This is a genomic window from Rugosimonospora africana (assembly GCF_016862975.1).
Classification (GTDB): domain Bacteria; phylum Actinomycetota; class Actinomycetes; order Mycobacteriales; family Micromonosporaceae; genus Rugosimonospora; species Rugosimonospora africana.
The window spans coordinates 78,048-101,504 of sequence record NZ_BONZ01000062.1 but is presented as its reverse complement, the minus strand read 5'-3'; the positions used below and the strand labels follow the sequence as shown (position 1 = coordinate 101,504).

The window sequence follows — 23,457 nt, the reverse complement described above, 5'->3', positions numbered from 1 at the left end:
GCCGGATGCGCCCCGGCCGCCACCGCTGGGGAGAATGCTTTCCGTGACCGCGAAGAATGATCCGAGCCGCAGCCTGGCACTGCTGTGGGGCAGCCACACGACGCCCGGACGATCGGGGCTGACCGTGCGCTCCATCGTGACCGCCGCCACGGCCATCGCCGACGCGGAGGGGCTCGCCGCGGCGACGATGCGCCGCGTCGCCGACCGGCTCGGTGTGGGGACGATGTCGCTGTACACGCACGTGCCCGGCAGGGCGGAACTCACCGAACTCATGATCGACATCGCGTACGGCGAGCTGTACGCCGACGTCGACGAGCCCGCGAAGGCGACGGGCGGCTGGCGGGAGGGGCTGCGCCTGGTCGGCGAGCGCAACTGGGACCTATACCAGCGCCACCCCTGGCTACTCCAGGCGACCGGCGCGCGTCCCGTCCTCGGGCCCCACGCGACCCTCAAGTACGAGGCCGAACTGCGGCCGCTCGACGGGATCGGCCTCACCGACGTCCAGATGGACTCGGTTCTCACCCTGGTGCTGACCCATGTGGAAGGCGTCGCCCGGATACAGGCCGACCTGGCGCGGACCGAGGACGGATCGGGGATGTCCGACCAGGAATGGTGGCTGTCGACTGCTCCGGCGCTGGAGAAGGTCATGGACGCGAGCCGTTTCCCCACCGCTTCCCGGGTCGGTCAGGCCGCCGGCGAGCATCACCAGGCGAGCGTCGACCCGGCGCACGCCTTCAGGTTCGGGCTGGCCCGCATCCTCGACGGCGTCGAGCGTCTTATCGAGGAGAAGAGTCCCGAGGCCGGAGAAGGCTGAGCGGGGCGGCGTGCGGCGCCGGACGCCCGATCAGCGAGGCGTCTTCTCGTCCGGGGTGAACGCCTCGCCGTGACCGGGCACGATCAGTGCCGGCGCGAGGCCGAGGAGCCTGGCCCGGGAGTCGGCGAGTACCCGCTCGCTGGGCGCGTACGGGTCGGCCGCCGGCCCCTCACTGGTCCACCACGCGTGCGTGCACACGACCAGGCCGTCGTCGGTGTCCACGATCGTGGACAGGTCCTCGGTGGAGTGCCCCGGCGTGTAGAGCAGCTTGATGGACGGGCTGAGGGCCCAGCCGTCCGGCTCCTCGGCGAGCCGGCGCGTGGTCCACACGTCGTCCCGGTACACGGCCCAGAAGTCGTGGTACCTGGCCTCCGGAAACAGTGCCGCGTTCAGCGTGTGGTCCGGGTGGTGGTGGCTGAAGACCACGTCGGTCACCGCCTCCGGGGCGACCCCGAGCTCGGCCAGCGGGGCCAGGATGCGGTCGCGGGACGCGACCATGCCGGGGTCCACGATCGCCGTGACATCACCGTCACGTACCAGCACGACGGTGCTGGCCACCCGCTCGCCCACGTAGCCGGCCGTCAACACGTTCAGCTGCGCCGCCACCCCACGACCTCCGGAACCTCGAAACATCTCGGCATACGGTCGTGACAGTACCCCGCGGGGCGCTCAGCCGGCCGCCACAGCGACCGACCGGGGGTTCGCGGCCAGGCGACCCCGGATCAGGATCGCCGCGCGGTTCGCGACCACGGTCGTCAGTGTGAGCAGCATGATCGCGTCAGCGAACGCGTTGACGCTGATGCGGTTGTCGACGAGGAACATGCCGAGGTCACGGGTGAACCAGTGCTGACACCCGTAGATGAACGCCTGCCGGGCGGCGGCGATCGCGAGCCAGACGAGCGCGTACGCCCACCCCGCGTCGGTCCACGACTGGCCGTTCGCGTCGACGCTCACCCGCATGAACAGGCACGCGAACACGCCCAACGCGGCACCGGCCACGACGGTCGCCAACTCCAGGAGCAGCCCGTTGCCGGTGAGGTCCCACCCCGGCATCACGAACGGAATGACGACCGCGGACAGCACCAGCGGCCGCAGCAGAGCGAACAGGGTCACCCGTCGGTGGCCCCAGTCCCGGGCCAACAGGACGGCGACGATGGCGAGGTTGGCAAGGGTAAGCGCGGTCGACATGGAAGCGACCGTAGGGGGCGGACGAGTTGGGGATCCTCAACCCGCTGGACGGAACTTTGGGTGTACGCCACGATGATGATCCGTACCGACCACGAAGTACCACGGGATCATCATGCTTGTCAGGCAAGGCTTCCTGAGAATCGCGGCTATTGCCGGGCTGGCGTTCGTCTTGTGGGGCGAAACCACGCATTCGGGGATCGTCGGGCTCCACGGTCACCTGTTGACGACCGCGATCGTGCTCGCTGTCACCGCGCTGGGGTGGATCGGCTGGGCGCTCGCCGGCCCCCTCGGGACGTCCCCCGTGGTGACCGTATTCGTCTGTTGGACGGGTTTGGCCGGCAGTGTCCTGCTGTTCGTGCACCCGGCGCCCGCCGTGTGCTGGTTCACCGTGTTCGCCTGCCTGGACGCTGGCGCGACGCGGCCGGCCCGGATCGGCCTGCCGCTGGCGGGTGCGTGCTGCGCCATCCTGGTCGCCGGGTACCTACTCGGCCGAGGCGACCTGCTCGCCACGCTCGCCGCTGTCACCGGGGTCGCCTATGTCGTCGGTACCAGCCGGCGTGACCACGCCCGCGCCGCGACGCTGGCCGAGCGCGGCCGCATCGCCGCGGAGCTGCACGACATCCTCGGCCACTCGCTGAGCGCACTGTCCCTGCAGATTGAGGCCGCGTCCGCGGCTCTGGACACGGCCGACGACCGCGAGCGTGCGCTCGCTCACCTGACCAGGGCCGCCCGGCTGACCCGCAGCGGCCAGGAGGAGACCGTGGCCGCGGTGCGTACCCTGCGCGACGGCGCGGTCGGCGTCCACGATCTGGTGAGGAACCTCATCGACGCGTCCGGGATGGCCGTGGGCCTCACGGTGCATGGCAAGCCGCGGCCGCTGTCGGCCGCGACCGGGATGGCGGTCTACCGCCTCCTCCAGGAGGCGCTGACCAACGCGAGCAAACACGCCCCCGGTGGCCACGCCGAGGTGATCCTCTCCTATCTGCCGGACAGGTTGACGGTCACGGTCGACAACGCCACCGCCGGAGGTGCAGACGTGGTCAGCGGCGGGCAGGGCCTGCCGGTCATGCGCGAACGAATCACCCGTATCGGGGGTACCCTCGCCACCGGCGCGGCCGGCGGTCGCTGGCGCGTCGAGGCTCAGGTGCCGGCGTGAGCGCCGTACGGGTGGTCGTGGCCGACGATCAGGCCGCCGTACGCGAGGGCCTGGTCGCGCTGCTCGGCCTGCTGCCAGGGATCGAGGTGGTGGCCGAAGCCGCCGACGGACCTGCCGCCCTGGCCGCGGTGGCCCGGCATCGCCCCGATGTCGTCCTCCTCGATCTGCGCATGCCGGGCATGGACGGCATCGCCACCACCGCCCAGCTCAGCGCCGACCACCCCGCTACCGCGGTGGTGATCCTGACCAGTTACGCCGACGACGGCTCCGTGCTGGCGGCCCTCGCCGCGGGCGCCCGCGGGTACCTGACGAAGAACGCCGGACGAGCGGAGATCGGCCAGGCGGTCACCGCCGCGGCGGCTGGCCTCGGCGCGCTCGACCCCACCGTCCAGGAGCGCCTGGTCAGGGCCGCCCGGATCGGGCAGGTCCCCGCCGAGCTGCCCGACGGGCTCACGACCCGGGAAGCCGAGGTACTCGCTCTGATCGCCGCCGGCCTGTCCAACCACGCGATCGCCACCCGGCTGCGCATCGAGCCCGCGACGGTGAAGTCGCACATCAACCGGATCTTCACGAAGACCGGAGCCGAAGATCGCCCGGGCGCCATCGACTACGCCCGGCGGCACGGGATGTCGGCGTAGCGGCGCCAGAGGCTGTCCGCCTCGACGACTCGTTTCCGGCGGATGTCGGTGGCGCACGGCAGCCGGACATATCATGCCAGCAGGCGCGAGTGTCGACACCCAGTGGAGAACCGGCCCGTGAACAGTGAACACAGCCACCACGACGACCATCACGGACACTCCTCCGGCCGCGAGGGCTCCCACCACGCACACGACCACGACGCACACGACGGCCACGGTCACGACCACCGACACGGTCACGACCACCCGCCGGACGGTGGGCTGGGTGCCTTGTGGCACAAGGCCCGCCACGTGGTCACGCCGCACTCCCACGACGCGGCGGACAAGGTCGACTCGGCGATGGAGGCCAGCCGCGACGGGTTGCGCGCACTGTGGATCTCGCTGGCCGTACTCGGCGGCACCGCGGTGCTGCAGGCCGTCATCACCGCGCTGTCTGGTTCGGTGGCGCTGCTCGGCGACACCCTGCACAACGTCGCCGACGCCCTGACCGCGGTACCGCTGGGCATCGCCTTCATCCTCGGCCGCCGGGTGGCGACCCGGCGGTACACCTACGGGTTCGGCCGGGCCGAGGATCTGGCCGGCATCGCGATCGTCACGGTCATCGCCGCCTCGTCCGCCCTGGCCGGTTTCGAGGCCATCCGGCGCCTGCTGTACCCGGCCACCGTGTCGCACCTGCCGTACGTGGCCGCCGCGGCCGCCATCGGGTTCGCCGGCAACGAGATTGTCGCCCGGTACCGGATCGGCGTCGGGCGGCGCATCGGCTCGGCGGCTCTGGTCGCGGACGGGCTGCACGCCCGTACCGACGGGTTCACCTCCCTCGCCGTGCTGCTCGGCGCGGGCGGCGTCGCGATCGGCTGGCGCTGGGCCGACCCGGTCGTCGGCCTACTCATCACGGTGGCGATCCTGTTCGTGCTCAACGGTGCCGCCCGCGAGGTGTACCGCCGGCTCATGGACGCCGTGGACCCGGCACTGGTCGACACCGTCGAGGCCACCCTGCGGGAGACCTCCGGCGTCATCGGCGTCGGCGCCGTACACCTGCGGTGGATCGGGCACCAGTTGCGCGCCGAGTGCGAAATCATCGTCGACGCCGACCTCACCGTCGCCCGGGCGCACGCCATCGCGGTGGACGCGGAGCACCGGCTGATCCACGCCGTACCGCGGCTGACCGCGGCGCTGGTGCACGCCGACCCGTACGGCCAGGATCAGGTCCAGCACGCGCGGCTGGACCACCACCGCGACGCGGCGACCGCCGGCTGAGCCGACTCAGGTCGCCCGCGGTACCGGCGGCGCGACCTCGACCTCCAGCAGTGGCAGCATGCGCCCGGGAATGGACCCCGACGGCGTCTCCCCCACCCGCTCGGCCCCCATCGCGAGGTAGAACCCTTCCGCGTGCGGGTCGGCGTCGATACGCAGCGCGGTGAAGCCGGCCTCGCGGGCCGCCCGCATCACGTGCTGCCACAGGCGGCGGCCGATCCCGGTGCCGATCGCGTCCGGCTCGACCCACAGGTTGCCGAGTTCCCCCCGGGGCGGCTCGCCATCGAGGCTGTAGAACCCGACGAGCCGGCCGGCCGACTCGGCCACCACGATGCGCCGGGCCTCCACCTCCGCCGACGGGTACGTGAACTCCGACCGGCACACGTCGAGGAAGTCCTGGGTGTACCCCCAGTGCGCCTTCGACCGCAGTGCCAGCGGACCGAGCAGGTCCGCCTCATCGGCTCGTGCCGGGCGCAGCTGAAGATCCATCACACCATTGTGCGCCGAGAGCCGGGACTCACGCCGAGAACGAGATGACCTTCGTCGGGTGGATCCGGACGATCAGCCGGCGCTCGTCCGGCGACTCCGCCGGTGGGTCGATGCCCAGATACTTGCGGGACAGTCGCATGGGCAGAGACTTCTCCGGGTCGTCCACGAGTTCCGCGACCCCGCGGATCTCCACCGACTGGTAAGGGTTGTCGGCGGCGAAGACACTGACGCTGATCCGGGAATCGCGGGCCAGGTTGCGTGCCTTCTGGCGGGTGTCCAGCGTGCTGAACAGCACCGTATCCTCCTCGCGCGCCACCCATACGACGGCGGAGTGCGGCGCCCCATCGGGGCCGAGGGTTGCCACGATCCCGAAGTTCTTATCGTCCAATAGCTTGCGGGTTTTCTCGTCCAGAACGACCGTCATGCTCCGACGCTATCGCGCGCACAGCGCCGACCGCCCCGTGAGTCAACCAATCTCGCGCACCGGCTGCTCGTCGCCGGGGGACGCGCCAGCCGGCACGCCGGTACGGCGGCGCGACTCGCGCAGTACCGCGGACAGCGCGACACCGCCGATACAGGCCAGGGCCACCACGGCGACCAGAGACAGCGCGGCCGGTACCGGCGGGGCGTTCAGCGGCGAGATCCCGGCGAACACCTCGACGCCCACCACGACCGTCAGCACCGCGTAGCTCGCGATGGCGGTCCACACCAGACGGACCCGTCGCGCCTCGCTCCAGTTCGTGAACCGCAGCAGCCAGGCCAGCCCCGGTACCACCAGGATCGCGTGCATCGCCACCGCGTGCAGCGGCTTCAACGCGCCGGCCGTGGTGTAGGCGACCTGGGCGTGACCGGTGCGCGCCTGTGCCACACCCCGCGCGATCATCACGGCACCGGTCGCGAGCGCCACCAGCAGGATGACGAATCCGAACCGCACCGCCACCCGCATGCTTCTGGCCATCGCCGCGCCACCGACCATCGCCGCGACGGTGAACCCGACGGCGGTGAGAATGATGACCGCGCCACCGATGGCCAGGCTCATCGAGACCGCGGTGTCGAATCCGGTCTCGAAGTTGAAGTGCGAGGGAACCCCGCGCCACGCCTGCATGGTGACCAGCGCCGGCTCCACCACGCAGACCACGGTGAACGCGCCCAGCAGCCAGCCCCTGCTCCGGCGAGGCATGGTGAGGAACGAGGTCGCCCACACCACGGTCGCCAGAGTCAGCCCGAACGACAGGCCGAACGTCATCGCTTTGCGCATCGACAGCGGCCCCTCCCAGGAGCCGCCGGAGACGAGCAGGACACCCAGGTGTACCAGGCCGCTGGTGAACACCGCGGCGGCGGTGACGTACGCGACGCGCGCGACGGGCAGGTCCGCGCTCCAGATCCGGCCCAGCGCGCGCCGTACCGTGTCCCGCCCGGTCTCCGACCCGGTCTGTGGCCTGGTCTCCGGTCCGGTCTCCCGGTTGGTCTCCGGTCTGGTCGATGCCATGCGTCGATTGTCGGCAGCTCGGCTCCCCCGGCGCGTCGCCTGGAGGGAGGCACCCGCCGGCGGCGTGTCGTCTGGCGGGAGGCACCCGCCGGCGCGCCGCGTACGCCCGACGGCGTAGTCAGAGCCTGCTGGCAAACCTCTGGCCGGGCGCAGCCGGTATCCGGGCAAACCTCCGCTTTGCCGGACGCCCCCTGGCGGGCCGACCACGCCGCCTGGGCGCGGCGCAGCCGGTCAGCCGGGTTTGCCAGCAGGCTCTCGGGCTCCCTGGTATACGAACGGGGTCGTCTGGGCGACCTGCCGGAAGCCGAGGCGCCGCAGGATCGGCTGGCTGGCCGCGGACGCGTCGACCTGGATGTACCGGTACCCGGCGGCCTCGGCGAGAGCCACCCGGTGCGCGACCAGCGCACGGAACACGCCCCGGCCCCGCCACGCCGGCAGTGTGCCGCCGCCCCACAGGCTGGCGAACTCGGTACCGGTGGAGAAGTCGACGCGCCCTGCGGCGATCGGGGTCTCGCCGGCCATCGCGACCACCGCCGCGACCGTGCCGGGCCGCTCCGCCAACCGGGCGAGGATGGCGTCCCCGACCGCGGTGTGGTCGCCCCCGAAGACCTCCTCGTGTACCCGTACCAGCAGGTCGATCCCCGCGCGGTCGGTCACCGGTACGAGCCGCACGCCGGCCGGTGGCGTCGCGTCCAGGGTGAGCGCGGCGACGTCCGCGATCAGCAGGGACTCGACCGGCTCCGGAACGAATCCCGCCGCGCTCAGGCGCTCGGGAAGGTCGGCCGGCCGGTCGTAGGAGTAGTGCTTCCACTCCCACGGCCCGCGCAGCGGAGCGAACCGGGCGATCTGCGCGGCGATGGCGGCCGGTGCGCCGCCCTCGTCGAGGTCGGACCAGACGACTCCGGACCAGCCGCCGCCGTCGGACACGACCCGTACGACGCCGCCCTCGCGCTCGATCCGGTCGCCGGGCCCGTCGGGCTGGGGATCGCGCCGTACCTGCCGATCGAAGGCGGCGAGCATGGTTCGCTCGTCGGGAACTGGTACAGGTCGCGGCGCGGCGTCGGACTCGCCGAGCCCGACCGGTCGAATCTCACTCACCGGGCAATCCGAGCAGGCCGGCGGCGGTCCCGGCAACGGATTTTCGGGCGCGCTCTCCGCGGTGCCGGGTTTCCGGCGGGCGGCGGACTTCCGGCGGGCGGTGGGTTTCCGGTGGGCGGCGGCCGGTAGGCGGCGGGCGCGGCGGCACGGGAGACGCGAGAATGTTCCGGTGACTGAGGGAGCGAACCGGGCCGTCGTCAGCCGCCGGGACCGGGTGGCGGGTGGACTCCTGGGGGTACACGCCGGTGACGCGCTCGGCGCGACCGTGGAGTTCTCGTCCTGGGCGAGCATCCGCTCCCGGTACCCGGACGGGGTCACCGACATCGTCGGCGGAGGACCGTTCGGGTGGCCCCCGGGGCACGCGACCGACGACACCGACCTGACCCGCGCGGTCCTCCTCGCCTACCTGGCGCCCGGCGAGGACGTGGTCCGCGCGGCGGCCGACAACATGCTGGCCTGGCTGAGCGGCGACTGGCCGGGACGTGAACCCGGCAGCCGGCCCAGCGACGTCGGCGGTGCCACCGCGACCGGGCTCCAGCGGTACCGGCTGACCGGGGACCCGCGCGATGCCGGCGCGGGGACCGGGCGGGCCGGCAACGGATCGCTGATGCGCTGCATCTCCACCGGGCTGGTGGTGACCGATGAGGACCGCCGCATCCGGGAATCGATGGAGATCTCGGCCATCACCCACGACGACCCCCGCGCCACCGTCTCCTGCGCCGCGTACAACGAGATGGCCGCGGCACTGCTCGCCGGCGCCGGGCCGGACGAGGCGGTCGAGCACGGGCGGGCGGTGGCCACCCGGCTCGGCGTCCCGGCGGTCGCTGACGCCATCGCGTACGGCCGGCAACTGCGCCCGGCGATGCTCGCGCTGACCGGACAGACCTTCCTCGCCGACGATGCCGCGGGGTTTGTGCTCGACTCGCTCAGCCTCGCGGTGGCCGCCGTGCTCGATGCCCGGCCGCTGCCCGACGTCCTGGTCGACATCGTGCGGATCGGCAACGACACGGACACCAACGCGGCCATCGCCGGCGGTCTGCTCGGAGTCCGCGACGGCGCCGCCGCGCTGCCCGACCGTTGGCTTGCCGTGCTTCAGTTCGGAGCGGAGTTCACCGAGGCGGCGCGGCGGCTCACGGCCGGGTGACCGACCTAATCTGGCTCGGCGCGTCTGGCACCGCGCGACGACCCAGACCAGTCGCCGACTAGTTCTGGCTGCGCGTCTGGCGCCACGCGGCGACCCGGACCAATCGACCGGATACCCTTGCGTGATGCCGGACATCGACCCTCGTCACCACTCGTCCGACGGCGTCACGCTGGTCCTCGTCCACGGTGGACTGTGGGGTGAGTCGGACGCGGAGCGGTTCTGGCACCGGCCCGGGATCGTGCGCGGCCTGAGCGAGCGCGGCTTCACGGTACTGGCCCCGGAACGGCCGCGCCGGCCGGCCGACTGGGCGGACGAGGCCCGGCACCTCGCCGGCGCGCTACCGGATCGGCCGGTGTTCCTGGTCGCCGGCTCCAACGGCTGTTCGGCCGCCGTACGCGTCGCGGCGCAACAACCCGGATCGGTACGCGGCGTGATGCTGGCCTGGCCGGCGACCGCCGGCGACGCGTCCGTCGACCGGCTCGACCGCGAGCAACTGGCCGGCGTGGGTGCCACCGAGCCTGTGGTCGACGCCCTGCTGGCGGGCGAGACATTGCGCGGGACGACCGACGCCGACCTGGCCGCGCTGCGGGTACCGGTCGGCGTCATGGCATCGGTACCGTCCAACCCGCATCACCAGCGGCACACCGTGGACGCCCTGCTGCGCCTGGTACCCGGGGCGGTCGAACTGCCCGGAAGCCCGGAGGCGCCGGTGCCGTGGTTCGCCGAGCACCTGCCGGACTTCCTCGCGACCGTGGAACGGTTCGCCGCTATGCGCGCATGATGCTGGCAATCGGGATGCGGGCCGCCCGGATGGCCGGTATCAGGCCGCCCAGCAACCCGGCGATCAGGCCGGCGATCACCCCTGCCGCGCCCGCCTGCCAGGGAAACCCGATGTCCTGCAGGAACGGTTCCCGTCCAGCCAGGACGGTGCTGGCCGCCTTCAGGACCAGCGCCCCGGTGCCGACCGCCGCGGCCGCGGTGAACAGCCCGGTCAGCAGGGTCTCGGCGAGCACGATCGCGGCCAGCAGCAGCCGGGACGTGCCGACCGCCCGGCGCAGCGCGAACTCCTCGACCCGCTCGCCGACCGTGGCGAGGCCGACGTTCAGGATGCCGCCGACGCCGATCAGCAGCACGAGCGCCGCCAGGCCGAGGAACACCCGCCGCACCAGGGTCAGCTCGGTGGCGATGTGCTTCTTCGCGTCGATCGGTTCGACCTGGAGCTGCCCGGCGGGTATTCCGGCTGCGATCAGCCGGGTACGCAGGACCTGAAGCTCGCCTGTCGCGGCGGGTGACAGCATCACCTGCAATCCCCCGCCGTTGGACATGGAGTCCACCGGCATCCAGTTGAGCAGCTCGTCCGTGCGCACGTACGCGGTCGGCTGGTCGTTGCCGTCGTCGACCACCCCGACGATGCGCGGCGTGGCGTCGACACCGGAGCCGACGCTCAGCTGCGCCGGTATCCGGTAGCGGGCGAAGCCGATCGCGGCGGCCTTGTTGAGCACGATCCGGGGTCCGAGCGACGGCGCGGAGGCGAAGTCGAGCCACTGTCCGGACACCGGCCGGAACGGTTGGAACTGCCGGATGTCGCCGGTCATCGCGACCAGGCTCAGCTGGATGGCCGCCCCCTTCGGCTGGTTGACCGCGGGCTGGCCGAAGCAGTAGCCCCGGGAGTCGCAGAACACCGGCCCGGCCGGCCCGGCGTACCCCTCGTTGTTGTCCCGATCGAGCGGCGCTCCGCCGGGGTTGATGGGGGTCACTCCCGGCTCGCCGATGGTCGCCGAGGTCGTGAACGAGGCGACCGCGTCGCCGCGTCCCTTGAGGGCGTCGATGGCGACCGATGCCGTGTGCGGGTCCGGCGGCAGGTACATGCGCAGCGTGCCGTCCTTGCCCTGGACGAGTTCGACGTCCGACAGCAGCGCGCGCTGACCGATCTCGGCGCCGGCCTGAACCGCGACGACGGCGAGTACGCCGAGGAACAGGCTCATCATCGACAGGAGCGTGCGCAGCTTGCGGGCGCGGATCCCCTGCACACCGATGATCAACGCGGACCGGGCCCGCCCGGACAGCCGGATCACGCGACCACCATCCCGCCGAGCATGCCGCCGGCCGCGCCGGCCGCGAGACCGCCAATGTCCGGGCCGCCAACCGAAGCCGCCCTCTCCCGCACGACCTCCTCGGGCCCGGCGTCGGCGAGTGTGCCGTCCTGCAGGCGCAGTACCCGCCCCATCCGCCTGGCGTGATCCCAGTCGTGAGTCACCAGGATGAGCCCGCAGCCGCGCTCGGTCGCCGAGTGCAAAACGTCGATCACCAGGTTGCCCGTCTCCGTGTCCAGCGCGCCGGTGGGTTCGTCGGCCAGCACCAGCCTGGGTTCGCGTACCAGCGCCCGGGCGATCGCCACCCGCTGCTGCTCGCCGCCGGACAGCCGGGGCGGCTTGTGTTTGGCCAGGTGCGCGATGCCGACCCGGTCGAGCGCGGCGATGGCCCTGGCCTTGCGCTTGCGGCGGGGTAGCCACCCCTGGCCGTTTACCAGCGCCATGGCCACGTTCTGCACGGCGGTCAGGTGCTTGAGCAGGAAGAAGCGCTGGAACACGAACCCGAATTCGGCGCTGCGCAACGCGGCAGCGCGCCGTTCGGACAGCCGGGTGATGTCGCGGCCGTGCAGAAGGTACTGGCCACCGGTCGGCCGGTCGAACAGGCCGACCAAGCTGAGCAGGGTGCTCTTGCCGGAGCCGGATCGCCCGACGACGGCCACACTCTCTCCACTGTGGACGGTCAGGTCCACACCGGACAGAATGGTGCGCGGCTGCTGCTGGCCCTTGAGGACTTTGGTGACGCCGGCCAGCTCGATCAGCGGGGTCACTTCGAGATCCCGGCCTGATCCGGGCCGCCGGTGTTGGGCGGCGGGGTCGGCAGGTCGGGTCCGGGTACCGCGATGGTCTCCTCGCCGGTCAGGCCGGACTTTATCTCCACCATCTTGCCGTCGGTGAGGCCGAGCACCACCTGCGTGGTCTGCCGGCCGCCATCTGGCCCGACAACGTCGACCTCGCCCTTGCCCTGCTGCCCGGCGACCGCCTCGACCGGCAGCACGAGCACGTTGGTCGCCTTCGCGGTGACCACCTGAACCGTGGCACCCGCGCCGTTGATCAGGCGTACGCCGGCCGGAGCCGTGCACACCAGCCGCAGGCCGGTCGGGTCCGAGCCCTGGCCGCCGCTGCCGTCGTCGGCACCGGGCGGGGTCAGGATCGGTAGCGGCATCGGTCCCCCGCTCGGCCCGCCGGTCGGCGCGGCCGGCGGTGGCTGGGTCGGGATGACACCGGCGGGTAGCGCGCCGATCGTGCCGAGCGGCGTGCAGGCGAACGGGCCGGGGCCACCCTTCACCTGCGCCTTCACCGAGCCGAGCGAGTCGGAGATCTGGTACGCCTGAGCACCGTCGATGTCGGCGACGATGCCGTACCCGACCAGCTTCGCCGACACGATCGGCATTCCGGCGGTGACCGTGGACCGGTCGTCGAGCAGCCGGCCATCGAAGACGGCGCCGGCCGGCACCGAGACCGGGTGCGCCTTGCCATCCTTGGAATACACGGTCGCGACCTTGGTCGGCTTCGTGGGCGTGGTCTTCGACGGCTTCACGTTCGCGTACCGCACCTGTCCGGCGACCGGCGCCGCCAGGCCGAACACCGGATCCAGAGTGACCGTGCCGGACAGGCTCACCTGGTTGGCCAGATCCTGGCGGGTGGGCTTCACGGTGGTCACGATCGTGCCCCGGGAGGCGAGCCCGGGAGTGGGCGTCGCCCCTCCCGAGGAGTCGCAGCCGACTGCCGCGACGGCGGCCAACACGGCCAGAACGCACAGATGATGCCGGACTCGGATGCGCAACGGGTACCCCCATAGACCGATCGCGTCAGAGGATGACAAAACGCGCAGAGACGTCGATGGACGGCAACAGGCTACCGTCGATGGCCGGGCCCAGGCGTCCCTGTAGACAGGCTGTCGACGACTTGGATCAGGACTGTGACACGACCCGGTAGATGCTTACCTCGCTGGTATGACACACGACCGGGCCGGACGTCAGCGACCGGTCGCTGGCCTCATACCCAGGTTGGTTGATGAAGTACCGCAGGGGTTTGCCGTCCGCGCCGGTGAGCTGGTCCGGCCTCACCCAGGTCACCTCGCCGCCCCAGTGGGGCCGGTGCTCGCGCACGATGAAGTCGAGCCGCACCGACGCCTCCTCACGGTTGAAGCCGACGACCGGGCTGCCCGGCAGCCGCAGGACGCAGTCGCGCAGGGCGTTGACCGCGCTCAACCGGTTGTACGCGTACTGCGCGTTGTCGAAGAGGAAGTAGCCGCCCAGTACCGCCGACACCGCGAGCGCGGCGGCGAGCCGGGTGAGGCTACGCGTGCCGACCTCGGAGACCGCGAACACCACGGCGAGGGTCAGCAGGTACGTGTAGGGCCCGGCATAGTAGGCGTCCACCTTCCACACCAACAGGTTCGCCAGGTAACCGGCACCGCCGAGGAGCATCACCAGCGCGGTGGGGTCGCCGCTCACGTCGATGCGCGGCCGCATCACCGCGAGGCCGGCGACGACGACCAGCAGCGGCACCGCCAGTTGCCCGACGCTCGTGTCGAAGTTGACGCGGACCGTGTGCCGGCTGAGGTTCATCGCGCCGGTGTAGAACCCGACATGCGACATGTACGCCGTGATGGCCAGCGTGGCGACGGCGACCAGACTGGTGACCGCGCCCACCAGACGGGTTTCGCGGCGGCGGCACAGCACAAGCCCGTATGCGAGCAGCAGCCAGGAGAACGGTGCCTTGAACCAGGCGGCCACCAGCCAGCACAGCGCCCGCACCACGGGGCGCCGCTGGGCGATCAGCCCGAGCCCGACGAAGCACAGCCCGGAGGTCTCCTGGAGGGACGGGTACCAGATGCCGGCGAAGAACTGCTGGCTGGCAACCACTGCGGCGAGAGTCCAGACCAGCATCGCCGCCCTGGGCCGCCCGGTGAACCGCCGGGCGGCGACCACGAGCGGGCCGCCGATGGCGCAGACCACCATGGCCAACCGGACCGCGTGTGCCGGCCCGACCGGCAGGAGATAGAAGGTCCCGGCGAACACCCAGAACGACGGCCGGAACAGCCCCCACCAACGGTCCTTGTGGTACATGTCGATCATGTCCTGCAGGATGCCGCCGAGCCAGCCGTGCGCCGCCTGGTCGCCACGCAGGATGGTGATCTGGTTCCCGTCGTCGATGAACGACCACTCCCACGGCAGGAACGCGCTGGCCACCAACGCGGCCACGAGAATCACCAACAGCCAGACCCCGAGGTGGTACCGGCGCCAGAAGGTGGGAGCTTCGCCGGCCTCCGTCGCCCCGTCCCGGCTGCCTTCGGTGGGTGCCACCGAACCGCTGTCTAGCGGCGGCTCGGATGAGTCCGACCGGACGGAATCGGGTGGAATCACGCGGCGAGGTTACCCGACCGACCTCCGCGTCACGGGTCTCAGGTCTGGGCGTCCAGGTCTCGCAGCAGGCCGGTGAGCACGTCGACGGTGCGGTCGGGCGGCTCGGCTTCCAGGCACAGGGTCTCCATGGCCGCCGCGTAGTGGTCGACGTCGTCGCGTTTGTCCAGATACAGCGCGCTGGTCAGCTGTTCGATGTAGACCACGTCGGGAAGGTCTTCCTCGGGGAAGCGCAGGATGCTGAACACCCCACCCGCGGCGGCGTGGCCACCGGCGTCGAACGTGATGACCTGCAGGCGGACGTTGGGCAGTTTGGTCGCCTCGATGAGCGCCTCGATCTGGGTGCGCATCACCGTCGGCCCGCCGATCGGCCGGCGCAACGCCGCCTCATCCACCACCGCCCACAGGTGCGGCGGATCCGGCCGGGTCAACAGCTGCTGGCGGGCCAGGCGCAGGCTGACACGCCGCTCGATGTCCTCGGCGGGAGCGTGCCCATGCCCCAGCGCCACCACCGCGCGGGCGTAGTCGCGGGTCTGGAGCAGCCCGGGAACGAACTGCACCTCGTACGTGCGGATGAGCGACGCCGACGCCTCCAGCCCCAGGTACGACTGGAACCAGTTGGGCAGCACGTCGCCGTACCGGTGCCACCAGCCCTGGGTGTTGGCCTCCCGGACCCGGGCCAGCAGGCGCGCGCGCTCCTCCTCGTCGTCGAGCCCGTAGAGGGTGAGCAGGTCGGCGACGTCGCGCTCCTTGAAGCTGACCCGACCCAGCTCCATCCTGCTGATCTTCGACTCCGACGAACGGATGCGCCAGCCCGCGTCCTCGCGGCTGACGCCCTGGGCCTCCCTGAGCCGGCGTAGGTGCGCACCGAGCAGCATGCGCATCACGGTCGGTCCGGTCGACGATCCGCCGTCCTGACCCGCCGCGGCCATCCGCCGCCCTCCGATCCTCGCTCGAGGCGCTCGTCCCGGTCCCGTCGGTGTCGCGGACCGCGCCATCTCCGTCCTCTCGGCCTGCTGCACGACCGAGCAAGCATGCCATCCGGGGATGGTCGGACGGATCAGCCACACATCCGATTCCGTGGCCCGAGTCGGCGAGTATGTTGAGATCTTTTTCGGGGTGCGTTGCGGCGGGCGGCGACCACGCCGGTCATCTCAGGTCAGGTGCGCGACCGAGCGGCAGGCGGCGACCACGCCCCGTCTTCTCAGGTCAGGTGCACGACCGCGCGGCGGGCGGCGGCCACGCCGGGTCGGCGGTTTCCCCGTGACCGGGCCGGGTAAGTGTTCCGGAAGCGCGACTCTGCGGACCACGACTCGGAGGGACCGCCGATGCCTGACCGGAGCACCGAACTGGTTCGCCGGCTGATGGACCGGTACGGCAGCACCTTCGCCGAGGAGGCCGGGATCCGGCTGGCCGACCGTCCCGGGCCGCTCTACCAGTTGCTGGTGCTGACCACCCTGCTGAGCGCGCGCATCTCGGCAGGTGTCGCGGTGGCCGCGGCCCGGGCGCTGTTCGGCGCCGGGTACCGCACTCCGGAGGCGATGGCCCGGGCCAGTTGGCAGCAGCGGGTCGACGCGCTCGGGCGCGGGCACTACCGCCGCTACGACGAGCGCACCGCGACCGAACTCGGCGACGAGGCCCAACTGTGCCTGGACCGCTGGCGCGGCGACCTGCGCCGGCTGCGGGCCGAGGCCGACGGTCAGGTGCGCTCGCTGCGTTCGATGCTCGTCGAGTTCTCCGGGATCGGCCCGACGGGTGCCGACATCTTCACCCGCGAGGTGCAGGGCGTGTGGCCGGAGTATCGCCCGTACCTGGACCGGAAGGTCACCGCGGGCGCCACGAAGGTGGGCCTGCCGGCGAAGCCGGAGTCGCTGACCGGGCTGGTGCCGCCGAAGGAACTGCCCCGGCTGGCGTCCGCGCTGGTCCGGGTCGCGCTCGACCGTACGCCGCCGGACGATCTGGTGCGCACGGCCCGCCGTCGCGCCTGACTACGCGGCCAGCAGCTCGCTCAGGGCAGACATGTGGGCAACCTGGTGCCGGTGCTGGCGAGCCTGCAGGACGAGGTTCGCCACGACCAGCGCGGGGTTGGCTTCCGGAAGCTGCACCTGAAGACGTTGCCGAAGCCAGGGAGCGACCTCGCTCCAGCGGTAGAACAGGGTGCCGTCGCGCCTGGGGTTCACCGGCGGCGGGAAGTCCCCCGGGCCGCGTTCTCCGGACGCGTACCGGCGCACGGACTCCCGGCTTTGGCTGATGCGATCAGCGATGTCGGCAAGGGTCAGCAGATCCTCGTCCACGACGCGGAGGACAGTGAGACCCACGGACTCCACGTCGCGTACCACGGAGACAATCGCGTCGGCCAGTGTCGGAGCCTCCCGGTCAAACTCACCGATCGGAAGGCCGTCCTCGACACCGAACGCCGCGTCGTCGCACCCCGCGGCGTACAACCCGTCCAGTTCCTCGTCGGTAGGCTGCCTATCAAGGACCACAGTGAAGACCTGAGTCGTCATCGGCCTACCCCTTCCCCTTCACGAAGCTGCCGACGGCCCGCTCCGCGGCGCCGCATGGGCGTGCCGCTGAACGAAGCGATCGACCTGCTTGGCGTGAGTCCCCGGATTGCGGGGCGTCGACCAGATGCCAAGGCTCGCGGAGCAACGTACGCAGACCAACTCACTCTCTGACGCGGGCCGCACCCCATTGAGGTCTGCCTGGTGCAATAGTACACCAGGCGGTGGAATAGTACACCGCCTGGCGAACAAGGCCGGACGATCTGGTGCGCGGGCCGCCGTCGCGCGTGACGCCTATCTGGCGAACGGTCGCAACTGGTACAGCCCGCCACTGGTGAGTCCGTAGAAGACCGGCAGCACCACAAAGATCCCGAGGCCCACGAGCGGCGAGACCAGGAAGCCGACGATCCCCGCGAGCGCGTACAGCACCACCCCGACCAACGCGCGCAGCCGTTCGCTGCGGAAGAAGCGGTCGTGGGCCGTGTCCTGGAGGAGGTCGGCGTGGCGGGCGAGGTAGTGGTACAACACCAGCCAGGCCGCGGACAGCACCACGCCGACGAGCGCGTACGTGGCCACGGCGACCCGCCGGTCCGCTTGGTCGGGCCGGCGTAGTGCGCTGGAGAGCACCGTCGTCGGGAACGGCAGCAGCGCCGTGCTGAACAGCACCAGGAGATTGAGCCAGTTCAGCCCGCGATCGGCCCGCCGGATGCGCCGGAACGTCGCCTTGTGATTCAGCCAGACCACGGCGACGTACGCGTACGAGGCGACATAGGCCGCGTACCCCGGCCACTGCTCGAGAAGACCGGACAGCAGGTGGCCGGCGGGAGAGTTCGGGGGTCGGAGGTCCAGCACCAACAGCGTGATGACGATGGCCAGGATCCCGTCGCTGAACGCCTCGGTGCGCCCGGTGTCCGACTCGGCACCGCTGTTGTCGGGGCCGGTCATGCGGCACAGCTACCCGTCGCCTGCCGCGATAACCGCCCTACCCCGCCGTACCGTGCCGGGTCGCTCTCGTCCGACTGGCCCTTTGCCAATCCCGCCGGGGGTATTACAGTCCACTACCAACGTCGATGGAAGCGCTCCCACGAATCCGGGGCCACGTGGGGCCGCTCACTGACTCCTGCCACAACGTCCTCAGGAGCATCCATGCCACTCCCCCTCCTCTCCCGGCTCCGCCCTACCGCGCCGCGCCGTACCGGTCCGCGTCGACCGTTGCCGCGAAGGCCGGTCCGGGCCGGGTTGGCCCTCGTACTCGCCATCCTCACCGGCGCGACCGTCGCCTCGGTGGCCCGCCTCGCCGCCGCGGCTCCGGCCCCGACGGGCGAGTTCAACTACGCCGAGGCTCTCCAGGACTCGATGCTGTTCTACGAATCGCAGCGCTCCGGCAAGCTGCCCGCCGACAACCGGGTCGGCTGGCGCGGTGACTCCGACCTGACCGACGGCGCCGACCACGGGCTCGACCTCACTGGCGGGTACCACGACGCCGGAGACGAAGTGAAGTTCGGCTTCCCCGAGGCGTACTCGATGACCGCCCTCGCCTGGGGAGGCCTGGCCAACCCGGGTGGCTACTCGACGAGCGGCCAGCAGCAGTACCTGCTGCGCAACCTGCGCTGGGGCGACGACTACATCATCAAGGCGCACCCGTCGGCGCACGTGTTCTACGGCCAGGTCGGCGACGGCGGGTCGGACCACGCATTCTGGGGACCGCCCGAGGTCAATCCCTCTCCCCGGCCGTCCTACGCGGTCACCGAGTCCTGCCCGGGCTCGGACCTCACCGGTGAGGCGGCTGCCGCGCTGGCCTCCTCGTACCTGCTGTTCAAGGGCAGCGACCCGAGCTACGCGGCCACCCTGCTGTCCCAGGCCAAGTCGCTGTACGACTTCGCCGACGCCTACCGCGGCAAGTACGACGCCTGCATCAGCGCCGCGCAGGGGTACTACAACTCCTGGTCGGGGTACTGGGACGAGTTGACCTGGGGCGCCGTCTGGCTCTACAAGGCCACCGGCGACAACGCGTACCTGACCAAGGCGCAGACCTACTACGCCAACATGAACAAGATGTCCCAGACCACCACGCCCGAGTACAACTGGACGATCAACTGGGACGACAAGTCCTTCGGCGTGTACGTGCTGATGGCCGAACTGACCGGGCAGCAGCAGTACATCGACGACGCCGAGCGCAACCTCGACTGGTTCACCAGTGCGGTCAACGGCGCACACGTCAACTACACGCCGGGCGGCGAGGCCGTGGTGGACGTGTGGGGCACGTCGCGGTACGCGGCCAACGAAGCCTTCCTCGCACTGGAGTTCGGCAACTGGCTCAAGTCCCAGGGCCGGGACGCGACCAAGGCGCAGGCGTACCACGACTTCGGCGTACGGCAGATCAACTACCTGCTCGGCGACAACCCGAACCACCTGAGCTACGAGGTCGGGTTCACCAACAGCGGAAGGAACTCGGCCTGGCCGAAGAACGTGCACAGCCGCGGCGCGCACGGCTCCTGGACCAACAACATCACCGACCCGCCGAACAACCGGCACACCGCCATCGGTGAGCTGGTCGGCGGCCCCAACTCGGCCGGCAGCGACGCCTACACCGACGACCGCAGCAACTATCAGCAGGCCGAGGGCGCGCTGGACTACAACGCGCTGTTCTCGGGCGCGCTTTCCGAGTTGACCCAGGAGTACGGCGGCACGTCGCTTTCCAACTTCCCGCCGAAGGAGACTCCGGACGGGCCGGAGATGCTGGTACAGGCCGCGCCGAACGCCACCGGTACCAACTTCGTGGAGATCAAGGCACTGGTGGAGAACAAGTCGGCGTGGCCGGCCCGCAAACTCACGAGCGGCAGCTTCCGCTACTACTTCACCCTGGACTCCGGCTACTCGGCGAGCCAGTTGCAGTTCACCTCGCCGTACAACCAGTGCAAGGCGCCGACCGGAGTGACCCAGCTGTCCGGCAGCACCTACTACCTCACCATCGACTGCACCGGCACCTCGATCCAGCCGTCCGGCCAGTCCGACTTCAAACGCGAGGTGCAGTTCCGCATCACCTTCCCGGGACCGCACGACTACACGAAGGACTACTCCTTCCAGGGCCTGCCCGGTACGCCCGGCGCGACACCGGTGAACGACCCGTACATCACGCTCTACGACGGCACCAGCCTGGTCTGGGGTACCGCGCCGGGCTCCGGCCCACCGGTGTCGCCCAGCCCGTCGGTCTCGCCCACCCCGCCGGTGTCGCCGTCGCCGAGCCGCAGCCCGTCGGCGAGCCCGACCCCGAGCCGCAGCGCGTCGCCCAGCCCGACCGGCGCGGCGGGAGCGTGCCGGGTCACCTACGCGACCAATGACTGGGGCGGCGGGTTCACCGCGACGGTTACCATCGCGAACACCGGTACCTCGACGATCAACGGCTGGACGTTGAAGTTCGCGTTCTCCGGCAACCAGACTGTCAGCCAGGGCTGGTCGGCGACCTGGACGCAGAGCGGCACCGCGGTGACCGCGACGAGCCTGTCGTACAACGGGACGCTGGCGCCCGGAGCCTCCACCTCGATCGGCTTCAACGGCAGCTACAGCGGTACCAACGCCAGACCGACCGCGTTCACGGTGAACGGCAACGCCTGCACGACCGGCTGAGGCGCGACCCGGCGGCGGGGGCGGTCGACACCGCCCCCGCCGCCCCGCGTCGTACCTCCGACATGCCGGCATCGAAGAATGCCGCCACCGATACTTGCCACCACCCCGGCCAGCATGGATGAATGTCCACTGGGGGGAGACCGGTCTGCGACGCGGCGCATCGCGGACGCGCCGAGCCGGACCGGTCGAATCAGGGTGTGGGGGCCACGATGCTGACAGATCACGATGACGAACGCCTGGCCATCGGCCTGGTGCGCCTCGCCACGGCGATGCACGCCGCCACCGACGGGCACGCGTCCGGCGGCCCGACCACGCTGGTGGATCAGCAGGTCATCCTGATGCTCTCCCAGCGCGGCGACAAGCAATCGATCGAAGAACTCGCCTCGTCGCTCGGCATGAGCCTGCCCGATCTGGTCGAGGCGGTCGGCCGGCTGCGGGTCGAGGGACTGGTCGGCCTGGATCCGGCGCCTTCCTACGATCCCGGCCACGTGCGGGTGTCCCTGACCGGGCCGGGTCGCGACCTGGCCCCGCCGCTGCTCAACTGGGCCGCTCACCTGCTCGGTCGGCTCGATGACCTGTCCGCCGATGTGCCTGACCTGCCGGTTCTTCCAGCCGTACGCGCACGCCGGGCAGGCGAAGCCGCACCACTGCGCCCTTGTCGACGCGCCGTTCGGGCACACCCACATCCGGCTCCACTGCCCGGAGCAGCAGCAGGACGTCAGCCTGACCATCTGGCCAGTTTCGGACGACCCGGACAGCGATGCCCCGGGCGGTGACACCTTCACCGGCTGACGAGCGATTCCGGCCCGCGCTACTCGATCCAGCCGTTCTGCCGGCCGAATTGGACCAGGCGCTTGCGCAGCTCGACGATCTGCGCACCGGTCAGCTGGGGGCCGGCGTCCAGCAGGATGTCGGTGACGCGCGACTGGAACTCATCCTCCGAGAAGATCTCACAGAGTTCGTCTTCGGCGCCCTGCCGCTCGGCGGTCCGATCCGACGCGACCGGCTGGGTACGGGCGGAGGAGGAGGCGGTGCCGGCGCCCACCGGCATCTCCAGCACGTGCACGTCGTATGCCTTGAGGCCCCGCCCACCGTCGATCACGTTGAACTCCACCCTGGCGCCGGTGGCGACCCGAACGCCCCGGTCGGTGAGTTCGTTGGCGTGCACGAACACATCGTCACCGCCGTCGTCAGGGGCGATGAATCCGTAGCCCCGACCCTCGTCGAACCGAACGACCTTACCCGTGGTCATCAATCTTCTCCCTCACCGCAACCACAACCGACCGCATGTCTACCCGCGGCAAAGCCACCCCCGCGTCGAACGACAACACGATAGCCGATTCGACCATGGTGGCGCTCATCACGACGCGCGATGCTCGGCGTGCTCGTGGCTGTGCTCATGACCACCGCCGTGCTCATGGCCAGCGCCGTGGTCGTGGCCGGAGCCCGGGGCGCCGCCCATCATGCGCAGCATGCCGATGCCGCCGGTACCCAGGAACCGCACCACCAGAACCGCGGCGACAACCAGGAACACGATGTTGAGGTACGTCGTGTAGTTCCAGCTCACCGCCGACTCCACCACTCGCGCATGACGGCCGGACGGGACCAGCCCGGTAACCCCGAAGAGCAACTCCACCAGGTATCCCGCCACGACCGAGGTCAGGTAGAAGGTGCCGGTGATGTAGAGCGCGGTACGCCAGCCGTAGTACCGGCGGTAGATGTTGATGATCGGCAGGATGATCAGGTCAGCGAAGATGAACGCCACCACCCCGCCGAAGCTGATCCCGCCGTTCCAGAGCACCGCCGCCAGCGGCACGTTGCCGATCGAGCACACGAACGACACCACCGCGACCACCGGCCCGATCAGCGGTCCCCACACCTTGGACAGCAGGGGGTGGCCGCTGAAGAAGAACGCGCGCCAGAACGCCTCCGGTACCCAGGCGGCGATGGCACCGGCGATGAGCAGCCCGCCGAACAGGTCCCGCCAGATCGCCGCCCACTCCATCACGAACACATGGGACACCGACGTGAAGCCCTCCCGGGACAGCAACCGCCGGCCGAACGACCCTCCACTCTGGACGGACATGTCCATGGCCGCGTGCCCCTCCATGGAGCCGGCCAGGCCCCGATCCGCCTGGGCACGTGCCCGGTTCAGCAGCCGGGTGCGCAGGGTCAGCCGGAACAGCAGGGCCAGCAGCACGATCATGATGGGGCCGCCGATGAACTCGGCGACGGTGAACTGCCAGCCCACCAACAGCGCCAGGATCACCCCGAGTTCGATCACCAGGTTCGTCGACGCCACCTCGAAGGCCATCGCCGCGGTGAAGTTCGCACCCTTGCGGAACAGCGAACGCGCCAGCGCCACGGCCGCGTACGAGCAGGAGGATGAACCGGCGCCGAGCCCGGCGGCGAGGGCGAGGGTCCGCGGGCGGTTGTCGCCGAGCAGCCGGACCACGGTCGAGCGGCGGACCACCGCCTGGACGATCGCGGACAGTCCGAAGCCCAGGATGAGCGCCCAGAGGATCTCCCAGGTCATCGAACCGGCAATGGCCAAAGCGTGCACGATTGCGCTCCACATGCCCGCCAATATACCCCTGG

24 protein-coding genes are annotated in these 23,457 nt (G+C 70.8%); 9 read left to right on the top strand and 15 right to left on the bottom strand.

Annotated elements, in window-relative coordinates:
* Positions 1-43 precede the first annotated feature (43 nt).
* Entirely contained in the window at positions 44-814 is a 771-nt protein-coding gene (locus tag Raf01_RS31090; protein ID WP_239134073.1) for a TetR/AcrR family transcriptional regulator, read from the top strand.
* Positions 815-844: 30 nt separating this feature from the next.
* Here Raf01_RS31090 and Raf01_RS31085 read toward each other — a convergent pair whose 3' ends face one another.
* Together Raf01_RS31085 and Raf01_RS31080 are read right to left on the bottom strand one after the other, a co-directional pair.
* The gene (locus Raf01_RS31085; RefSeq protein ID WP_203921624.1) at positions 845-1,420 is read right to left on the bottom strand and encodes an MBL fold metallo-hydrolase; all 576 of its coding nucleotides are present in this window, start codon (positions 1,418-1,420) and stop codon (positions 845-847) included.
* A gap of 63 nt (positions 1,421-1,483) precedes the next feature.
* Positions 1,484-2,002: a hypothetical protein gene (locus Raf01_RS31080; RefSeq protein WP_203921623.1), complete on the bottom strand. Its 519-nt coding sequence runs from the start codon at positions 2,000-2,002 to the stop codon at positions 1,484-1,486.
* A gap of 220 nt (positions 2,003-2,222) precedes the next feature.
* Between Raf01_RS31080 and Raf01_RS31075 the strand changes: the two genes are divergently transcribed.
* From Raf01_RS31075 to Raf01_RS31065, 3 genes are all read left to right on the top strand, one after another.
* Complete coding sequence (locus tag Raf01_RS31075; protein WP_203921622.1) at positions 2,223-3,158, top strand: sensor histidine kinase; 936 nt, start codon at positions 2,223-2,225, stop codon at positions 3,156-3,158.
* Positions 3,155-3,796 (top strand): response regulator transcription factor, encoded by a 642-nt coding sequence (locus tag Raf01_RS31070; RefSeq protein WP_203921621.1) that lies wholly within the window; start codon positions 3,155-3,157, stop codon positions 3,794-3,796. Before Raf01_RS31075 ends, Raf01_RS31070 begins: the two co-directional genes overlap by 4 nt.
* Before the next feature lie 117 nt (positions 3,797-3,913).
* Entirely contained in the window at positions 3,914-5,053 is a 1,140-nt protein-coding gene (locus tag Raf01_RS31065; protein WP_239134072.1) for a cation diffusion facilitator family transporter, read from the top strand.
* 6 nt (positions 5,054-5,059) lie between these two features.
* On the opposite strand, the gene Raf01_RS31060 is transcribed toward Raf01_RS31065, so the two are convergent.
* The 4 genes from Raf01_RS31060 to Raf01_RS31045 all read right to left on the bottom strand — a co-directional run bounded on the left by Raf01_RS31060 (position 5,060) and on the right by Raf01_RS31045 (position 8,126).
* Positions 5,060-5,539 carry a GNAT family N-acetyltransferase gene (locus Raf01_RS31060; protein ID WP_203921619.1) on the bottom strand — a complete coding sequence of 160 codons (480 nt, stop codon included), beginning with the start codon at positions 5,537-5,539 and terminating at the stop codon, positions 5,060-5,062.
* A 28-nt stretch (positions 5,540-5,567) separates the two neighbouring features.
* The gene (locus Raf01_RS31055; protein WP_203921618.1) at positions 5,568-5,963 is read right to left on the bottom strand and encodes a PPOX class F420-dependent oxidoreductase; all 396 of its coding nucleotides are present in this window, start codon (positions 5,961-5,963) and stop codon (positions 5,568-5,570) included.
* A gap of 42 nt (positions 5,964-6,005) precedes the next feature.
* Entirely contained in the window at positions 6,006-7,028 is a 1,023-nt protein-coding gene (locus Raf01_RS31050) for a hypothetical protein (protein WP_203921617.1), read from the bottom strand.
* Between the two features lie 231 nt (positions 7,029-7,259).
* On the bottom strand, positions 7,260-8,126 hold the full coding sequence (locus tag Raf01_RS31045; RefSeq protein WP_203921616.1) for a GNAT family N-acetyltransferase: 867 nt from the start codon (positions 8,124-8,126) through the stop codon (positions 7,260-7,262).
* 169 nt (positions 8,127-8,295) lie between these two features.
* Here Raf01_RS31045 and Raf01_RS31040 point away from each other — a divergent pair, with 169 nt between their 5' ends.
* Entirely contained in the window at positions 8,296-9,270 is a 975-nt protein-coding gene (locus Raf01_RS31040) for an ADP-ribosylglycohydrolase family protein (RefSeq protein ID WP_203921615.1), read from the top strand.
* A gap of 124 nt (positions 9,271-9,394) precedes the next feature.
* Positions 9,395-10,051 (top strand): alpha/beta fold hydrolase, encoded by a 657-nt coding sequence (locus tag Raf01_RS31035; RefSeq protein ID WP_203921614.1) that lies wholly within the window; start codon positions 9,395-9,397, stop codon positions 10,049-10,051.
* On the opposite strand, the gene Raf01_RS31030 is transcribed toward Raf01_RS31035, so the two are convergent.
* From Raf01_RS31030 to Raf01_RS31010, 5 genes are all read right to left on the bottom strand, one after another.
* A complete protein-coding gene (locus tag Raf01_RS31030; RefSeq protein ID WP_203921613.1) occupies positions 10,038-11,345 on the bottom strand; it encodes an ABC transporter permease in 1,308 nt (435 codons plus the stop codon). The two genes, Raf01_RS31035 and Raf01_RS31030, sit on opposite strands and share 14 nt — an antisense overlap.
* Positions 11,342-12,130: an ABC transporter ATP-binding protein gene (locus Raf01_RS31025; RefSeq protein WP_203921612.1), complete on the bottom strand. Its 789-nt coding sequence runs from the start codon at positions 12,128-12,130 to the stop codon at positions 11,342-11,344. The genes Raf01_RS31030 and Raf01_RS31025 overlap by 4 nt, the downstream gene beginning before the upstream one ends.
* Positions 12,127-13,107 carry an efflux RND transporter periplasmic adaptor subunit gene (locus tag Raf01_RS31020; protein WP_239134071.1) on the bottom strand — a complete coding sequence of 327 codons (981 nt, stop codon included), beginning with the start codon at positions 13,105-13,107 and terminating at the stop codon, positions 12,127-12,129. Before Raf01_RS31020 ends, Raf01_RS31025 begins: the two co-directional genes overlap by 4 nt.
* Before the next feature lie 166 nt (positions 13,108-13,273).
* Positions 13,274-14,671 (bottom strand): hypothetical protein, encoded by a 1,398-nt coding sequence (locus Raf01_RS31015; RefSeq protein WP_203921611.1) that lies wholly within the window; start codon positions 14,669-14,671, stop codon positions 13,274-13,276.
* A gap of 98 nt (positions 14,672-14,769) precedes the next feature.
* Entirely contained in the window at positions 14,770-15,660 is an 891-nt protein-coding gene (locus tag Raf01_RS31010) for a Sco1979 family transcriptional regulator (RefSeq protein ID WP_203921610.1), read from the bottom strand.
* Between the two features lie 396 nt (positions 15,661-16,056).
* Between Raf01_RS31010 and Raf01_RS31005 the strand changes: the two genes are divergently transcribed.
* Entirely contained in the window at positions 16,057-16,716 is a 660-nt protein-coding gene (locus tag Raf01_RS31005; RefSeq protein WP_203921609.1) for a hypothetical protein, read from the top strand.
* On the opposite strand, the gene Raf01_RS31000 is transcribed toward Raf01_RS31005, so the two are convergent.
* Entirely contained in the window at positions 16,717-17,235 is a 519-nt protein-coding gene (locus Raf01_RS31000; protein WP_203921608.1) for a helix-turn-helix transcriptional regulator, read from the bottom strand.
* Between the two features lie 291 nt (positions 17,236-17,526).
* Positions 17,527-18,177, bottom strand: a complete 651-nt coding sequence (locus tag Raf01_RS30995) for a TMEM175 family protein (protein WP_203921607.1) — start codon at positions 18,175-18,177, stop codon at positions 17,527-17,529.
* A gap of 201 nt (positions 18,178-18,378) precedes the next feature.
* Between Raf01_RS30995 and Raf01_RS30990 the strand changes: the two genes are divergently transcribed.
* Positions 18,379-20,859: a glycoside hydrolase family 9 protein gene (locus Raf01_RS30990; RefSeq protein WP_203921606.1), complete on the top strand. Its 2,481-nt coding sequence runs from the start codon at positions 18,379-18,381 to the stop codon at positions 20,857-20,859.
* A gap of 209 nt (positions 20,860-21,068) precedes the next feature.
* Positions 21,069-21,635: a helix-turn-helix domain-containing protein gene (locus Raf01_RS30985; protein WP_203921605.1), complete on the top strand. Its 567-nt coding sequence runs from the start codon at positions 21,069-21,071 to the stop codon at positions 21,633-21,635.
* Positions 21,636-21,670: 35 nt separating this feature from the next.
* On the opposite strand, the gene Raf01_RS30980 is transcribed toward Raf01_RS30985, so the two are convergent.
* Both Raf01_RS30980 and Raf01_RS30975 read right to left on the bottom strand, forming a co-directional pair.
* Complete coding sequence (locus tag Raf01_RS30980) at positions 21,671-22,111, bottom strand: cold-shock protein (protein ID WP_203921604.1); 441 nt, start codon at positions 22,109-22,111, stop codon at positions 21,671-21,673.
* Between the two features lie 108 nt (positions 22,112-22,219).
* A complete protein-coding gene (locus Raf01_RS30975) occupies positions 22,220-23,437 on the bottom strand; it encodes a permease (RefSeq protein ID WP_203921603.1) in 1,218 nt (405 codons plus the stop codon).
* Between the last annotated feature and the right edge of the window lie 20 nt (positions 23,438-23,457).

What these genes read in the sequence shown, in the direction of transcription:
- Raf01_RS30985 (WP_203921605.1), top strand. Translation starts at nt 21,069, where the DNA reads ATGCTGACAGATCACGATGACGAACGCCTGGCCATCGGCCTGGTGCGC.
- Raf01_RS31000 (WP_203921608.1), bottom strand. Translation starts at nt 17,235, where the DNA reads ATGACGACTCAGGTCTTCACTGTGGTCCTTGATAGGCAGCCTACCGAC.
- Raf01_RS30980 (WP_203921604.1), bottom strand. Translation starts at nt 22,111, where the DNA reads ATGACCACGGGTAAGGTCGTTCGGTTCGACGAGGGTCGGGGCTACGGA.
- Raf01_RS31010 (WP_203921610.1), bottom strand. Translation starts at nt 15,660, where the DNA reads ATGGCCGCGGCGGGTCAGGACGGCGGATCGTCGACCGGACCGACCGTG.
- Raf01_RS31060 (WP_203921619.1), bottom strand. Translation starts at nt 5,539, where the DNA reads ATGGATCTTCAGCTGCGCCCGGCACGAGCCGATGAGGCGGACCTGCTC.
- Raf01_RS30990 (WP_203921606.1), top strand. Translation starts at nt 18,379, where the DNA reads ATGCCACTCCCCCTCCTCTCCCGGCTCCGCCCTACCGCGCCGCGCCGT.
- Raf01_RS31050 (WP_203921617.1), bottom strand. Translation starts at nt 7,028, where the DNA reads ATGGCATCGACCAGACCGGAGACCAACCGGGAGACCGGACCGGAGACC.
- Raf01_RS30975 (WP_203921603.1), bottom strand. Translation starts at nt 23,437, where the DNA reads ATGTGGAGCGCAATCGTGCACGCTTTGGCCATTGCCGGTTCGATGACC.
- Raf01_RS31005 (WP_203921609.1), top strand. Translation starts at nt 16,057, where the DNA reads ATGCCTGACCGGAGCACCGAACTGGTTCGCCGGCTGATGGACCGGTAC.
- Raf01_RS31080 (WP_203921623.1), bottom strand. Translation starts at nt 2,002, where the DNA reads ATGTCGACCGCGCTTACCCTTGCCAACCTCGCCATCGTCGCCGTCCTG.
- Raf01_RS30995 (WP_203921607.1), bottom strand. Translation starts at nt 18,177, where the DNA reads ATGACCGGCCCCGACAACAGCGGTGCCGAGTCGGACACCGGGCGCACC.
- Raf01_RS31055 (WP_203921618.1), bottom strand. Translation starts at nt 5,963, where the DNA reads ATGACGGTCGTTCTGGACGAGAAAACCCGCAAGCTATTGGACGATAAG.
- Raf01_RS31035 (WP_203921614.1), top strand. Translation starts at nt 9,395, where the DNA reads ATGCCGGACATCGACCCTCGTCACCACTCGTCCGACGGCGTCACGCTG.